Origin of the sequence: Citrifermentans bremense, assembly GCF_014218275.1 — a bacterium.
GTDB lineage: Bacteria > Desulfobacterota > Desulfuromonadia > Geobacterales > Geobacteraceae > Geomonas > Geomonas pelophila.
Genome location: NZ_AP023213.1, coordinates 4,349,333 through 4,363,499, shown reverse-complemented (window position 1 = coordinate 4,363,499; position 14,167 = coordinate 4,349,333). Strand labels below are relative to the sequence as shown.

Below are 14,167 nucleotides of genomic sequence, written 5' to 3'. Positions count from 1 at the left end.
GAAGAAAACATGGCTAAGATCATCTGTGTGGCGAATCAAAAGGGAGGCGTGGGAAAGACCACGACGGCGGTCAACCTTTCGGCCTCGCTGGCCGTCGCCGAACGCCGGGTGCTCCTGGTGGACATGGACCCGCAGGGAAACGCCGGAAGCGGCGTCGGCGCCGATAAGGAGCTGCTCGAAGAAAGCATCTACGACGCGCTCATCGACGACGCACCGGCGGCAAGGATCATCCAGCGCACCGAGCTTCCCTACCTGCACCTGTTCCCGGCTACCTCGGACCTGGCGGGCGCGGAGCTGGAACTGGTCAGCGTCACCGACCGCGAGAGAAAGCTCAAGCGGATCCTCGAATCGGTTTCCGGCTCCTACGACTACATCTTCATCGACTGCCCCCCCTCACTGAACCTCCTCACCATCAACGCGATGACCGCCGCCAACTCGGTGCTGATACCGCTGCAGTGCGAGTTCTACGCGATGGAAGGGCTCTCGCAGATATTGAAGACCATCAACCTGATACAGCAGGGGCTGAACAGCTCCCTGATCATAGAAGGGATCCTGCTCACCATGTTCGACGCGCGAAACAACCTGTCGCGCCAGGTGGGGGAGGAGATCCGCGCCCATTTCCCTAAGGAGTGCCTGCAGACCGTGATCCCCAGGAACGTCCGCCTCTCCGAGGCACCCTCGCACGGCAAGCCGATCTGCCTGTACGACATCACTTCCAGGGGGGCCACGAGCTACATGGACCTGGCCAAGGAAATCATCGGGCGGGAGGTGTCGCATGGTTAAGAAGATGGGGCTCGGCAAGGGGATGGGGGCGCTGCTCCCGGTCGTGGAGGACCACGGCAAGAAGTACTTCTCCTGTCCGATCGAGGAGATCAGGCCCAACAAGGAACAGCCGAGAAAGACCTTCGTCAACGAGAAGCTGGAGGAACTCGCCGCTTCCATCCGCGAGAAGGGGATCATCCAGCCCCTGGTGGTGCTCAAGAAGGCAGGGCACTACGAGCTGATCGCAGGCGAGCGCCGCTGGCGCGCCGCGCAAAAGGCGGGGCTGCGCGAGGTCCCGGTGGTGATCCAGGACGTTTCCGAGGAGACCGCATTGGAAATGGCGCTCATCGAGAATATCCAGCGCGAGGACCTGAACGCGGTAGAGGAGGCCGAGGCATACCACGCGCTTTTGGAGCGCTTCTCCCTCTCCCAGGAGGAGCTTGCCAAGAGGGTAGGCAAGGAGCGCTCCACCATAGCGAACTCGCTCAGGCTCCTGAGGCTCCCGGTCGAGATCAAGCGGGACGTCGCCGAGGACCGCATCTCCATGGGGCACGCGCGCGCCCTTCTCACCCTGGAGGACCCCGAGGAGCAGAAGGCGGCCCGCGACGAGATCGTCAAGAACCACCTCTCGGTGCGCGAGACCGAGGCGCTGGTGAAGCGCAGGAAGGCGGGACCGGCGAAAAAGCCGCAGAAACCGGTCCAGACTCCGGACCAGAAGGACCTCATGGACCGGATGCAGCGTTTCTTCGGGGCAAAGGTCGCACTCAAGAGTTCCGGGCGCGGCGGCAAGCTCGAGATCAGCTACGCGGACCAGAAGGAACTCGCCAGGATCGTGGAGCTGCTGAACCTGTAGCGTCGGCCGGTGCGAACAAAGCACGGCTGCAGCAATTGTCATACATTTGCGAAAAAGTGTTTTGAACTTGCTCAGAGCAACTGGTCGGTCCGGCTTAAAAGAGCACCCCGCGTCTCCTGCTACAGCGCTCATTGTCACAGCAAAGTCACCACGCTCGGCCTCGTCCGGGGCTGACAAAACTGTATACAATTCTTCATCCAAAAGGATAAATCGCTTGACACAAAAAGGATTTATGTGGTAGTCATCACCTGTTTTGCGCGGACCCCGCTACATCCTAAGACGTATACGTCTTTAAAAATGTTCGAATAGAGGTGGTTTGGTGATCAATTTAGACATCGCATTTGTATTCCAGCTGGTGAACTTCCTGGTTCTCGTGCTGCTCCTGAACGCCTTCCTCTACAAGCCGATCAGGAAACAGCTTGCCGAGCGCGCAGCCCAGATCAACGGCGCAAAGCAAAAGAGCGCCGAGGTCGACCGCGAAGTGCAGGAGAAGCTGGCCAGCTACGAGGCCCGCATGCGCGAGATCCGCGCCGGCGCAGCCGACGAGCGCGGCGCGCTGAAGAAGGAGGCCCAGCAGCAGGAGGCCGCCATCCTGGACAAGGCCCGCGCCGAAGCCAGCGCTAGCCTCGCCTCCATCAAGGCACAGGTCGCCAAGGAGACCGAGGAAGCGCGCCGCGTCCTCACTGCCAGCGCCGAGACCCTGTCCGCCGAAATCTGCGAAAAAGTTCTGGGGAGGAGTCTCTAGCATGCATAAGAAAAGTTTCGTTACCACCCTCTCCGTATGCGTCATGATCCTCGGCCTCGCGGCACTGGGCTTCGCCCAGGAAGCTGCCGAAGGCGGGGCGCACCACGCAAACTCCGGCGCGCAGATGAAAGACTTCATGTGGCGCACGATCGACTTCGCCATTCTGGTCGTCATTGCAGTCTGGGCTCTCAAAAAGGCCGACGTCAAAGGCTCGCTTTCCGCGCGCCGCGCCGGCATCGAGAAGACCCTGCAGGAAGCGGTCGCAGCCAAAGAGGCGGCGGAGAAGAAGTTCGCCGAGTACTCCCAGCGTCTGGACCAGGCCAACAAGGAGATCGAGGTGATCTCGGCCAACATGAAGCGCGAAGGCGAGCTCGAGAAGGAGCGCATCATCGCCGAGGCCAAAGAAGCGGCAACCAGGATCAAGGCCCAGGCCGAAGCTGCTGCGGCACAGGAAGTCCTGAAGGCGAAAGACGAGCTCCGCGCCGAAGCTGCCAAGCTCGCCGTCGAGCTTGCCGAGCAGAAGATCAAGCAGAACATTGCAAAAGGCGACCAGGATAAGCTGGTGGGCGAATATATCTCCAAGGTGGTGACTCTACATTGAGTACGAACGCTATTGCCAAACGTTACGCCAAGGCACTCGTGCAGATTGGCTCGGAAGCGGGAAGCGTGGAAGGGTTCAACGGTGAACTGAACCGTTTCAGCACGCTTCTGACGGAAAGCCGCGAGCTCGGTGCCATCTTCGGCAACCCTGCCTACGGCATCGATGAGAAGAAGGGGATCCTGAAGGATCTGGTGGCGAAGGCCTCCATCTCCCCGATGATCTCGAACCTGTTGATGCTCCTCCTCGAGCGCGGCCGCCTCATGGTGCTGCCGCAGATCGCCGAGAGCTATGGCGTCTACGCCGACGAGCTTTCCGGCGTGATCAGGCCGACCCTCTCCTCCGGTCTCCCGCTGGACGCGGCCCAGATCGAGGAGATCAAGGGCGCCCTCGCGAAGTCGACGGGGAAGAAAGTTGAATTGAAGGTTGTGGTTGATCCGTCGCTTATCGGCGGCGTGGTGACCCAGATCGGCGACAAGGTCTTCGACGGCTCGGTAAGGACACAGTTAGCTAATATTCAGGATATATTACAGAAGGGGTGAGACGGTTCTATGGAAATCAAAGCGGAAGAAATCAGCGAGATTATCAAGAAGCAGATCAAGGATTACGGCAAAGAGGTGGCGGTAGCCGAAACCGGTACCATCATCTCCATCGGTGACGGTATTGCCCGTATCCACGGTCTTGACAAGGCGATGGCAGGCGAGCTCCTCGAGTTCCCGCACGGCATCACCGGCATGTGCCTCAACCTTGAGGAAGACAACGTCGGTGCCGCGATCCTCGGTGAGTTCTCCGAGATCAAGGAAGGCGACACCGTCAAGCGCACCGGCAGGATCGTCGAGGTCCCGGTAGGCCAGGCTCTGGTCGGCCGCGTGGTCAACGCTATCGGCCAGCCGATCGACGGCCTCGGCCCGATCAACACCGACACCTTCGGTAAGGTGGAAGTGAAGGCCCCCGGTATCGTCAAGCGTAAGTCGGTTCACCAGCCGATGCAGACCGGCCTCAAGGCGATCGACTCCATGGTTCCGATCGGGCGCGGCCAGCGCGAGCTGATCATCGGCGACCGTCAGACCGGCAAGACCGCCGTCGCCATCGACACCATCATCAACCAGAAGGGCGGCGACGTGGTCTGCATCTACGTCGCAATCGGCCAGAAGCGCTCCACGGTCGCCCAGGTTGTTTCCAAGCTGAAAGAGCACGGCGCCATGGATTACACCATCGTCGTCGCCGCTACCGCTTCCGAGCCGGCACCGCTGCAGTTCATCGCACCGTACACCGGCGTCACCATGGGCGAGTTCTTCCGCGATGCAGGCAAGCACGCCCTGATCATCTACGACGACCTCTCCAAGCAGGCCGTCGCTTACCGCCAGCTCTCCCTGCTGCTCCGCCGTCCGCCGGGGCGCGAAGCTTACCCGGGCGACGTCTTCTACCTCCACAGCCGTCTCCTCGAGCGTGCTTGCAAGGTATCCGACGAGTGCGGCGCAGGTTCGCTGACCGCTCTGCCGGTCATCGAGACCCAGGCAGGCGACGTTTCGGCCTACATCCCGACCAACGTCATCTCCATCACCGACGGCCAGATCTACCTTGAGAGCGACCTGTTCTACTCCGGCGTACGCCCGGCCATCAACGTCGGCCTCTCGGTTTCCCGCGTCGGCGGTTCCGCCCAGATGAAGTCGATGAAGCAGGTTGCCGGTACCCTCCGTCTGGCTCTCGCTCAGTACCGCGAGATGGCAGCGTTCGCCCAGTTCGGTTCCGACCTGGACAAGGCTACCCAGATGCAGCTCGCCCGCGGCGCGCGCCTGGTCGAGATCCTGAAGCAGCCGCAGTACAAGCCGCTCTCCAACGAGAAGCAGGTTCTGGTCATCTTCGCCGCCAACAACGGCTACGTCGACGACTACCCGGTCAACTCGCTGGGCAAGTACGAGCAGGAACTCTACGCGTTCTTCGACGCCAGGAAAGCGGACGTCCTCGCCACCCTGCGCGACAAGAAGGCAATCGACGACGACCTGAAAGCGCAGATCATCGCCGGCCTCGAGGAGTTCAAGAAGGAATTTACTGCCTAAACCAAGGACGGACTTAGCGAATGGCAAACCTTAAAAGCATCAAGAAACGGATAGTATCCGTAAAAAATACCCGGCAGATCACCAAGGCCATGAAGATGGTCTCGGCCGCCAAGCTGCGTCGCGCCCAGGAAAACGTGGTCGCGGCGCGCCCCTACGCGGGGAAACTCGCGGAGGTGCTTGAGCGTCTCGCCAAGACCCAGGAGTCGGATGCCAATACGCTCATGGTGAAGCGCGACGGCGGTCGCGCCCTCTTGGTGGTGGTCACCTCGGACCGCGGTCTGTGCGGCGGCTTCAACGCCAACCTGTCCAAGGCGGCCGACCGCTTCATGAAGGAGCGTTCGGGCGAGTTCAAGGAAATGACCCTGATGACCATCGGTCGCAAGGGGTACGAGTTCCTGAGAAACCGCCACACGGTCAGAAAGCACCACGGCAACATCTTCTCCACCCTCTCCTACCAGACCGCGGCGCTTCTGGCCGCCGAGCTGATCGAGGGGTACCTGGCGGAAGAGTACGACGAAGTCTTCATCATCTACAACGCGTTCAAGAGCGTCATGAGCCAGGACATCACCCTGGAGCAGCTGCTGCCGATCGCGCCGAAGGCCGGTGAAGAGGACGAAATCGGGACCGAGTACATCTACGAGCCGTCCAAGGGCGCGCTTTTGGACGAACTGCTTCCCAAGCACATCGAGGTCCAGGTCTTCAAGGCCCTCCTCGAGTCGGTCGCCTCCGAGCATGGCGCAAGGATGACGGCTATGGACGCCGCCTCCAAGAACGCCACCGAGATGATCGCCAAGCTGACCCTGATCTACAACAGGGCCCGTCAGGCGGCCATCACCACCGAGCTGATGGAGATCATCTCCGGCGCTGAATCGATCAAGGGTTAACACTTATAAAAATATGTGGCCCTCTCGGCCGCAAAAGGAAGAGGTTTAAACATGAGTCAGAACTTCGGAAAAATATCGCAGGTCATCGGCGCAGTTATCGACGTCGAATTCGAGCCGGGCAAGCTCCCGCCGATCTACCAGGCTCTCAGGGTAACCAACCCCGCGATCGACGACCAGGAGTTCAACCTGGTTCTGGAAGTCGCACAGCACCTGGGCGAGAACGCCGTCAGGACCATCGCAATGGACGGTACCGACGGTCTGGTTCGTGGCCAGCAGGTCATGGACACCGGCAAGCAGATCTCCGTGCCGGTCGGCCGCAAGACCCTGGGCCGCATCCTCAACGTCATCGGCGAGCCGGTTGACGAGATGGGTCCGGTAGGCAACGAGAAAGAGTACGGCATCCACCGCGAAGCGCCGCTCTTCGTGAACCAGTCGACCAAGGTCGAGGCGTTCACCACAGGCATCAAGGTCGTTGACCTCCTCGCTCCGTACGCAAGGGGCGGCAAGATCGGCCTCTTCGGCGGCGCAGGCGTCGGCAAGACCGTTCTCATCATGGAGCTGATCAACAACATCGCCAAGCAGCACGGCGGCTTCTCCGTTTTCGCCGGCGTCGGCGAGCGTACCCGCGAAGGGAACGACCTCTGGATGGAAATGAAGGAGTCCGGCGTTCTCGACAAGGCCGCCCTCGTGTACGGCCAGATGAACGAGCCCCCGGGGGCGCGTGCCCGCGTCGCTCTCTCCGCGCTCTCCATCGCAGAGTACTTCCGCGACGAGGAAGGCCAGGACGTGCTCCTCTTCGTTGACAACATCTTCCGCTTCACCCAGGCGGGTTCCGAGGTCTCCGCACTCCTCGGCCGTATCCCCTCCGCCGTTGGTTACCAGCCGACCCTCGCTACCGAGATGGGCGAGCTGCAGGAGCGCATCACCTCGACCACCAAGGGTTCCATCACCTCGGTTCAGGCGATCTACGTTCCGGCCGACGACTTGACCGACCCGGCTCCGGCAACCGCCTTCGCCCACCTGGACGCGACCACCGTTCTCTCCCGTCAGATCGCCGAGCTCGGCATCTACCCGGCAGTGGACCCGCTCGACTCCACCTCCAGGATCCTCGATCCGCAGGTCATCGGCGAAGAGCACTACGGCGTTGCCCGGCAGGTCCAGTACGTGCTCCAGAAGTACAAGGATCTCCAGGACATCATCGCCATTCTCGGTATGGACGAGCTCTCCGAGGAGGACAAACTGGTCGTTGCCCGCGCCAGGAAGATCCAGAAGTTCCTCTCCCAGCCCTTCCACGTCGCTGAAGCCTTCACCGGCTCCCCCGGCAAGTACGTCGAGCTCAAGGACACCATCAGAGGTTTCCAGGAGATCATCGCCGGCAAGCACGACGACCTCCCGGAGCAGGCCTTCTACATGGTCGGCACCATCGAGGAAGCTATCGAGAAGGCCCAGAAGCTCGCGGTGTAATTAATCTGGTCACGGTGCAAGGGTAGCGGCTGGAGGTGACCCCTCCGGCCGCTCCTTCGCCTCAAGAGGTTTATATGGCTGAAAAACTGAAGGTTGAACTGGTAACACCGTACAAGAAGGTCCTCTCCGAAGAGGTCGACGAGATCACCGCGACCGGTGCCCTCGGCGAATTCGGCGTTCTGCCGGGCCACGCTCCCTTCCTCACCTCGCTGAAGATCGGCGAGCTGGCCTACAGGAAGGACGGCGTGCTGCACCACATGGCGCTGAACTGGGGCTACTTCGAGGTCGAGAACGACACCGTGACGGTGCTGGTCGAGACCGCCGAGAAGGCGGACGAGATCGACCTGGAGCGCGCGAAGGCCGCTCTCGGGCGCGCCGAGACCGAGCTCAAGGCCCTGACCCCGGAAGACAAGAACTTCCGGATCTACCAGGCCGCGCTCGAGCGCGCGCTGATCAGGGTCCAGGTCGCCGGCAAGGCGACCAGACGCTAAAACGTTTCCGATTACCATGCATTAAAAAGAGCGGCCTGCCGCTCTTTTTTTTTGCCCGGCGAGCGTGTAATCTTTACTCTTTCCCCCGCAGGCCGGGCTGACCCCGGCTACCCTCACCGGGGCGGGCGTCTGCACCATTCTTCGTCGAGGGCGCCATGAACCACGGCCACGAACTGCTGCACCAACCGATCCCTGGGTTGATCAGGAAACTCGCCGTCCCCACGAGCGTCGGCTATTTCTTCAACACCATGTTCAACGTGGTCGACACCTTCTACGGCGGAAGGGTTTCCACCGAGGCGCTCGCCGCGCTTTCCCTCTCCTTCCCCGTCTTCTTCCTCATCATCGCCATAGGTGCCGGGATCTCCACCGGTGCAACGGCGCTCATAGGCCACGAGCTGGGCGCGGGGAACCCCGACCGGGCGAGGCACCTGGCCGCCCAGACCATCTCCTTCGGCATCGTGCACGGCGTCCTGGTAGCGGTAATCGGCTTTCTTGCAGCGCCCCGGCTCTTCCAGCTCCTCGGAGCCGGCGGCACCGTTTTGCCTCTGGCACTGCAGTACATGGACACCATCTTCACCGGAAGCATCTTCTTCCTGGTCAACTACGTCTTGAACTCGATCCTGAACGCCACAGGCGACAGCCGCAGCTTCCGCAATTTCCTGGTGGTCGGCTTCTTTCTGAACATGCTCTTCGACCCCTGGTTTCTCTACGGCGGGCTGGGGGTACCTGCGCTTGGGCTTTCAGGCATCGCCTGGGCCACCATACTGGTCCAGGCGATGGGGAACTTGTACCTCGCGGCGAGGGTGAAGCAGTCTGGGATGCTGGAGGGTTTTCGCTGGCGCGAGCTCGTCCCGCACCGGCACGCATACTCGCAACTGGCCCGGCAGGGGTTCCCGTCGAGTCTCAACATGATGACTGTCGCCAGCGGCATCTTCCTGATCACCTGGTTCGTCGGGCGCTTCGGTAGCGAGGCGGTGGCGGCCTACGGCATCGGGTCGCGCATCGAGCAGATCGCGCTCCTGCCGGTGATGGGGATGAACGTGGCGACGCTCGCCCTCGTGGCGCAAAACAGCGGGGCGCGGCAACTGGAGCGGGTGGTGCAAACGATCAAGACCGCGCTCAGGGCAGGGGTGGCGCTCATGGGGGCAGGGACGGTCGTGGTTTTCCTGGCCGCGCGGCCGCTGATGGGGTTTTTCAGCGAGGACCCTAAGGTGGTGGAGATCGGCGTCGGCTACCTCCGCATCGAGGCCTTCGTCTTCGTGGCCTACGTCATCCTCTACACCTGCGTCGCCGTGCTGCAGGGGTTGAAGAGGCCGGGCTTCGCCTTGATGATCGGGCTGATGAGGCAGATAGTTCTCCCCCTTCCGGTCTTCTATCTGCTGGCGGTGCTCCTGGGGTTCGGGCTTGCGGGGATCTGGTGGGGTATTCTGCTGGTTACCTGGGGGGCCGCCTGCGTGACGGTCCTGTACGTGCTGCGGCTGGCGACGAACCTGAGCCTCGTCGACACTTCCCAGGAAAAGGACGCACGACGCTCGCCCTGCGCTTGAGGTGACCTGTGACTGTGGAAGATCTCTGTGCCAAGGCCAAGGAAAAGGTGGCGCTGGAGCTGCAGCAGGCGGATCCTGCAGCCAGGGAGTCGCTGCTTATCGCGGCCCTCTACGAGGTGAGCCGCACCATCCTTCCCGAACTCGGCCCCCCGAAGAAGTCGCAGGAGTACCAGAAGGCGCGCGACTGCGTCCTGGAGCTGGTAAGTTCCATCGCCATTCCGCTGGTCCGGGGGGGAGGGAAGCGGGGCATTGCCGTCTTTTCCGAGTTGTCTGAAGGGTGCGCCGATCCGCTGCTGAAGAAGAAACTGTCGGTCTACGCGCAGCAACTCTTGGCGCAGTCAAGATCGGGGGTCCGGGAGAAGCAGCAGGAGGTAACCCGCATTGCCGCCTGGGGCGCAGCAGTCTTGACGATCGGCGCCCTCGCCTGCTATCTCTTCAACGCGGGCCCCGCCGGCCGAGAAGGGGAGGGGAAGCCGGGAGTTGCGGCATCGATGAGGAGTACGGCGCAGGCACAAGCGCCGCTGCAGGCCCCGCAGCTTCGGCCGCGAGGGGCGGAGGCGCCTCCCCATCAAGGACAGGGGGAACCGCTCCCCCTGAAGGAGCGGGAAGCGCCGGCGCCGGCTCCCCCGATCCGCAGCGAACAGATCCGCGGCGAACTGGTGACCCCGGTGCGCCTGGTGAACGGCCAGCTGCTGGTGCCGGTGACGCTCAGGCACGGTGGAGTCACGGTAAAGGTCGAGCTGGTTGTGGACACCGGCGCCACCAGGAGCGTGGTGCACGAAGCCGCTTTCACCCGGCTTCCCATCGACCTACGTTCCGCCCGCACCTCGGTTTCCGAGGTGGCGGACGGAAGCCTTGTCCGCTCGCGGGTAGTGAGGGTCGAGCTTTTGAAGGCGGGTCCCTTCGCCCACCCCTCGATGGAGCTGGAGGTGATACCTTTTGCCGGCGGGGGAGGGCACGACGGCCTCCTCGGCATGGACTTCCTGGGGAAACATCCGCACCAGATCGACATGGAGCACCAGCTGATCCGCTGGTTCTGAAAAGGCAAAGGAGGTAGAGGTGAAACTAGAAGAGATATGCGCCAGACTGGACGCGCTCCTTGCGTCGCGGCCGGGGGCTGCGGAAAGGGTGGAGAGCGCCGTCGACGCGCTCTGCAGGATATTCGCCGTGGATAAGCACGAGGTGGCGATCTTCGCGCTGGGCGGCGATCAGGACGCGTTCAGCTTCATCTGGCCCGACGACCTCAGGAAGTCCGGCTCCATACCCTTCACCGCCGACCGCTCGCTTTTGGCCCTCACTGCGCGCCAAAAGCGCGGCAGCCTCAACAACAACTTCGCCTCGACGCCGCATCTCTTCGTGTTCGAGTCCTTCGGAAAGGAGAAGACGGCGCCGATCCAGAGGATCATGAGCGCCCCGATGCTGAAAGGGGAGGAACTGGTGGGGGTGGTGCAGGTCTGCCGCAAGGGGGCTGACGGCGGCCTCTCGCTGCGCAAGTTCACCGAGCCGGAGCTCGCAGCGCTCTGCGCTATCGCCAACGTGCTGGCCCGGCATCTGTGAGCGGGAAAGGCTTTTCGGAAAAGCGCCGGGTGGCGGACTCCCTGAGACTGCTGCCGCGGCGCGCCTGGCGCACGCTTCAGCTCTCCTTTCTGGCGCTGCTCCCTTCCCGGGGCGGGGCGCCGGACCCGGGAGTCGCGGGGGAGGTGCGGGAGTGCGAGCCGCTGCAGATCAGGGGGGGGATGGGGCGTTTCCTGGACGTGGGTGGGGAGCTGCTTCTGTTCTTTCCTGACTGCCTTGCGCCGGCCGCGCCGTTCATCCTGTTCCGCCTGAAGCGGGAGGGGTTTTCGCGCTGCAGTGTCGAGGTAACAAAGCGCGGGCTCCTGGTGCGCGGGCGGCGCTAGCTGGCGATCTTCCCTATCTCGAATCCGATCTGGTCCAGCGGCAGCACCACGTCTGCGACGTGCCCCTCGATGCAGGCCCTGGGCATCCCGTAGATGGTGGAGGTCGCCTCGTTTTGCACCAGGGTCAGCCCTCCCTTTTCCTTCAGGTGCTTCATCCCCTTGAACCCGTCGTTGCCCATCCCGGTCAGTATCACCCCGAGCATCGAGCCGTTGCTGGCGTCGCATAGAGAGGTCATCATCTGGTCCACGCTCGGGATGTAGATGTACTGCGGGAAATCGGTCGTCGGAGCGGTCCTGACCACGATACTGCTCCCCTGGCGCACCAGCGTGGTGTGCTGACCCCCCGGCGCGATCAGCACCTGGCCACCCTTCACCACATCGCCGTTGACGGCCTCCTTGATGGAGAGAGAGCATTTGGCGTTCAGGCGCTCGGCGTAGGGGCCGGTGAAGGCCTTGGGCATGTGGATGGCCACCACTATGCCGTGAGGGAAGTTGACCGGGATGCGGGAGAGCACCTCCTGGAGCGCGACCGGGCCGCCGGTGGAGGCGCCGATGCCGACATAGCCGATCCTGCGGTGCGCGAACTGCGAAGGGCGGACCTGGGGCGGCTGCGCCACCCTGGGTAAGGCTGCGCCGGTCAGGACGCGCTTCGGGAGAGCGGAAAGGGCGGCTTCCTGCACCTTGGCGAGGAGGGCCGCCTGGAACACCGCCTGGGCGTCCTTGCAGTCGCTCACGTTCTTGGGGACGTAGTCGATGGCGCCTGCCTCCAGCGCCTCGAAGGTGGCGCGCGCCCCCTCGCAGGTGAGCGTGGAGACCATCAGCACCCGGGTCGGCTGCTTGGCCATGATCTGCTTCAGGGCGGCGATGCCGTCCATGCGGGGCATCTCCACGTCCATGGTGATCAAGTCGGGCTTGAGCGCCAGCGCCTTGTCCACCCCTTCCAACCCGTCCGCTGCGATTCCGACCACTTCAATCCCGGGCGACTTGGCCAGGATGCCGCGGATCGCCATGCGCATGAAGGAAGAGTCGTCGACGATGAGAACCCTCAATTTGTTAGGCCTGGCGGGAAACATGGCTATTCTTAAGCTCCTATGCCCTGGAAGATCGATTTGACCATGTCCTGGATCTCGGGGACGCGGTCGTCCAGTTCGTAGCAGAAACGCTCGACGTCGAGGTCTGCCAGGTGCGGGGCGTACCCCTTGAGTATGGCCCAGGCCTTTTCATCGGCCAGGTTGAAGGAAACCCACGAAGTCCCGCCGTAGTCGAGCTGGCGCACCGAGCAGAAAAGGTCCGCGAGGTTGACGATGGCGCAGAGGGTAGGATCGATGACCGCGTCCTCGGGGGCGTGGTGCAGCGCGATCACCTCGCGGTAGTCCGCCGGGAAGTTCCACTTCTTGGCGATGCAGAGGCCGACCTCGTTGTGGGAGGTCCCGAGGAACTCGGCTTCCTTGTCCACCAGGCGGAAGGGCTGTCCTTTCACCGAGTCGAGCAGGGCGCGGAAGGCGTCCTGGCGGTAGTAGGAGAGAAACACCTCGCCGATGTCGTGCACGATCCCCACCAGGTAGGCCTTCTCCGTGTCGGGATAGCGCACCCGCTGCGCGATGATCTTCGCCACCACGCCGACCCCGAAGGAGTGCTCCCAGAAGCTCTTGATGTCGAAGACGCCGTCTCTCCCCTCGAAGACGTCCACGAAGGAGCAGGTGAAGGCAAGTTCGCGTATGTGGCGGAACCCAAGGTAAATCAGGGCCCTTTTCACGGACTTTATCGGGAGCGCCGGCTTGTAGAGCGGCGAGTTGACCATCTTGATGACCCGGGCCGCGAGGACCTGGTCGGCCAGGATCATGTCGGCCACCTCGTCAAGTTCGACGCCCGGGCGATCCAGCAGTTCGATGACCCGGGTGGCCACCTGCGGGATGGTGGGGAGGTCGACGAAGCTCTCCACCATCTCCTCAGCCGTCTGCATCAGGGCTGCTTTTTCCATACCATCATCCTCACTTGTTATAGGTGAACCCGCCGGGGAAGTGTACGGTCTTGAATTTGTCGTTCACCCCGTGCAGCGACTCGGACTGCCCCACGAAGAAATAGCCGTAAGGCTGCAGGTTGTTGTAGAAATGTTGAACCACCTTGCTCTTGGACGAGGTGTCGAAGTAGATCAGCACGTTGGCGCAGAATATGAAGTCGAAGCTCTTCATGAAGAGCATCTTGTTGTCGTCGTAGAGGTTCAACTGGCTGAAGGTGGCGAGCTTTTTCACCTCCGGGGAGAGCACGAACTTTCCGGGCGCATCCTCCTTGAAGTACTTCTTCAGGTAGTAGTCGGGGGTGTTGCGCACCGAGTAGCTGTTGTAGATCCCTTCCTTGGCCTGGGCCAGCACCGTCTCGTTGATGTCGGTGCCGACGATCTCGATGATCCAGTCCTTGAGGATGGTTGCCCTTTTCTCGAGCAGGATCATGGCCATGGTGTAGGCCTCCTCCCCGGACGAGGAGCCGGCGCTCCAGATGCGGAGCTTCTTGAAGCCGATCTTCCCCTTGGCCGCGACTATCTCCGGGAGGAACTTGTTCTCCAGCGCGGTCAGCTGCGGCATGTTCCTGAAGAAGCAGGTCTCGTTGGTGGTGATCTCGTCCAAAAGCTTGGTGAGCTCGGTCCTTCCGGTAGCGGCGCCGCGGACGTACTGGTAGTAGTCGCTGTGGCTCTTGCAGCCGGTCGCCTCCATCCTGCGGGCCAGCCGGCTTTCAAGAAAGTACTTCTTGCTGCTGTGGAAGTAGATGCCGCAGACGTTGTATATGTAGTCCCGAAGCTGCTCGAAGTCCTTTTCGTTGATCTTCGGGGCCGCTTTCGCGTCGAATGGTTTCATGTCTAATGCCATT

General features: G+C 62.3%; 16 protein-coding genes. 13 read left to right on the top strand and 3 right to left on the bottom strand.

The annotated features are described in order from the left end of the window. Window positions 1–9 precede the first annotated feature (9 nt). The 13 genes from GEOBRER4_RS19515 to GEOBRER4_RS19455 all read left to right on the top strand — a co-directional run bounded on the left by GEOBRER4_RS19515 (window position 10) and on the right by GEOBRER4_RS19455 (window position 11,302). Complete coding sequence (locus GEOBRER4_RS19515) at window positions 10–783, top strand: ParA family protein (protein WP_085814589.1); 774 nt, start codon at window positions 10–12, stop codon at window positions 781–783. Beyond that, entirely contained in the window at window positions 776–1,615 is an 840-nt protein-coding gene (locus GEOBRER4_RS19510; RefSeq protein ID WP_185243630.1) for a ParB/RepB/Spo0J family partition protein, read from the top strand. Before GEOBRER4_RS19515 ends, GEOBRER4_RS19510 begins: the two co-directional genes overlap by 8 nt. A gap of 319 nt (window positions 1,616–1,934) precedes the next feature. After that, window positions 1,935–2,360 carry a F0F1 ATP synthase subunit B family protein gene (locus GEOBRER4_RS19505; protein WP_085815195.1) on the top strand — a complete coding sequence of 142 codons (426 nt, stop codon included), beginning with the start codon at window positions 1,935–1,937 and terminating at the stop codon, window positions 2,358–2,360. 1 nt (window position 2,361) lies between these two features. After that, entirely contained in the window at window positions 2,362–2,961 is a 600-nt protein-coding gene (locus GEOBRER4_RS19500; RefSeq protein WP_185243629.1) for a F0F1 ATP synthase subunit B family protein, read from the top strand. After that, entirely contained in the window at window positions 2,958–3,500 is a 543-nt protein-coding gene (atpH, locus tag GEOBRER4_RS19495) for an ATP synthase F1 subunit delta (protein WP_185243628.1), read from the top strand. The genes GEOBRER4_RS19500 and atpH overlap by 4 nt, the downstream gene beginning before the upstream one ends. Before the next feature lie 9 nt (window positions 3,501–3,509). Further along, window positions 3,510–5,018 carry a F0F1 ATP synthase subunit alpha gene (gene atpA, locus GEOBRER4_RS19490; protein WP_085814597.1) on the top strand — a complete coding sequence of 503 codons (1,509 nt, stop codon included), beginning with the start codon at window positions 3,510–3,512 and terminating at the stop codon, window positions 5,016–5,018. 20 nt (window positions 5,019–5,038) lie between these two features. Continuing rightward, a complete protein-coding gene (gene atpG / locus GEOBRER4_RS19485) occupies window positions 5,039–5,902 on the top strand; it encodes an ATP synthase F1 subunit gamma (protein WP_085814598.1) in 864 nt (287 codons plus the stop codon). Between the two features lie 51 nt (window positions 5,903–5,953). Beyond that, window positions 5,954–7,366 (top strand): F0F1 ATP synthase subunit beta, encoded by a 1,413-nt coding sequence (gene atpD, locus GEOBRER4_RS19480; RefSeq protein ID WP_085814600.1) that lies wholly within the window; start codon window positions 5,954–5,956, stop codon window positions 7,364–7,366. 74 nt (window positions 7,367–7,440) lie between these two features. Continuing rightward, complete coding sequence (locus tag GEOBRER4_RS19475) at window positions 7,441–7,857, top strand: F0F1 ATP synthase subunit epsilon (RefSeq protein WP_085814602.1); 417 nt, start codon at window positions 7,441–7,443, stop codon at window positions 7,855–7,857. Window positions 7,858–8,012: 155 nt separating this feature from the next. Then, complete coding sequence (locus GEOBRER4_RS19470) at window positions 8,013–9,404, top strand: MATE family efflux transporter (RefSeq protein ID WP_185243627.1); 1,392 nt, start codon at window positions 8,013–8,015, stop codon at window positions 9,402–9,404. Between the two features lie 14 nt (window positions 9,405–9,418). Continuing rightward, window positions 9,419–10,444 (top strand): aspartyl protease family protein, encoded by a 1,026-nt coding sequence (locus GEOBRER4_RS19465; RefSeq protein ID WP_185243626.1) that lies wholly within the window; start codon window positions 9,419–9,421, stop codon window positions 10,442–10,444. 19 nt (window positions 10,445–10,463) lie between these two features. After that, entirely contained in the window at window positions 10,464–10,961 is a 498-nt protein-coding gene (locus GEOBRER4_RS19460; RefSeq protein WP_185243625.1) for a GAF domain-containing protein, read from the top strand. Between the two features lie 29 nt (window positions 10,962–10,990). Further along, window positions 10,991–11,302, top strand: a complete 312-nt coding sequence (locus GEOBRER4_RS19455) for a hypothetical protein (RefSeq protein ID WP_226377840.1) — start codon at window positions 10,991–10,993, stop codon at window positions 11,300–11,302. Here GEOBRER4_RS19455 and GEOBRER4_RS19450 read toward each other — a convergent pair. The 3 genes from GEOBRER4_RS19450 to GEOBRER4_RS19440 are packed head-to-tail and all read right to left on the bottom strand — an operon-like array spanning window position 11,299 to window position 14,166. Continuing rightward, window positions 11,299–12,375, bottom strand: a complete 1,077-nt coding sequence (locus tag GEOBRER4_RS19450) for a protein-glutamate methylesterase/protein-glutamine glutaminase (protein WP_185243623.1) — start codon at window positions 12,373–12,375, stop codon at window positions 11,299–11,301. The genes GEOBRER4_RS19455 and GEOBRER4_RS19450 overlap by 4 nt on opposite strands. 8 nt (window positions 12,376–12,383) lie before the next feature. Next, complete coding sequence (locus GEOBRER4_RS19445; RefSeq protein ID WP_185243622.1) at window positions 12,384–13,283, bottom strand: HDOD domain-containing protein; 900 nt, start codon at window positions 13,281–13,283, stop codon at window positions 12,384–12,386. Window positions 13,284–13,293: 10 nt separating this feature from the next. After that, on the bottom strand, window positions 13,294–14,166 hold the full coding sequence (locus tag GEOBRER4_RS19440; RefSeq protein WP_085814609.1) for a CheR family methyltransferase: 873 nt from the start codon (window positions 14,164–14,166) through the stop codon (window positions 13,294–13,296). Window position 14,167: the final 1 nt, after the last annotated feature.

Bases quoted from the DNA above. Each gene is read 5' to 3' on its own strand.
- GEOBRER4_RS19515 (WP_085814589.1), top strand. From the start codon at position 10: ATGGCTAAGATCATCTGTGTGGCGAATCAAAAGGGAGGCGTGGGAAAG.
- GEOBRER4_RS19510 (WP_185243630.1), top strand. From the start codon at position 776: ATGGTTAAGAAGATGGGGCTCGGCAAGGGGATGGGGGCGCTGCTCCCG.
- GEOBRER4_RS19500 (WP_185243629.1), top strand. From the start codon at position 2,362: ATGCATAAGAAAAGTTTCGTTACCACCCTCTCCGTATGCGTCATGATC.
- atpA (WP_085814597.1), top strand. From the start codon at position 3,510: ATGGAAATCAAAGCGGAAGAAATCAGCGAGATTATCAAGAAGCAGATC.
- atpG (WP_085814598.1), top strand. From the start codon at position 5,039: ATGGCAAACCTTAAAAGCATCAAGAAACGGATAGTATCCGTAAAAAAT.
- atpD (WP_085814600.1), top strand. From the start codon at position 5,954: ATGAGTCAGAACTTCGGAAAAATATCGCAGGTCATCGGCGCAGTTATC.
- GEOBRER4_RS19475 (WP_085814602.1), top strand. From the start codon at position 7,441: ATGGCTGAAAAACTGAAGGTTGAACTGGTAACACCGTACAAGAAGGTC.
- GEOBRER4_RS19470 (WP_185243627.1), top strand. From the start codon at position 8,013: ATGAACCACGGCCACGAACTGCTGCACCAACCGATCCCTGGGTTGATC.
- GEOBRER4_RS19450 (WP_185243623.1), bottom strand. From the start codon at position 12,375: ATGTTTCCCGCCAGGCCTAACAAATTGAGGGTTCTCATCGTCGACGAC.
- GEOBRER4_RS19445 (WP_185243622.1), bottom strand. From the start codon at position 13,283: ATGGAAAAAGCAGCCCTGATGCAGACGGCTGAGGAGATGGTGGAGAGC.
- GEOBRER4_RS19440 (WP_085814609.1), bottom strand. From the start codon at position 14,166: ATGGCATTAGACATGAAACCATTCGACGCGAAAGCGGCCCCGAAGATC.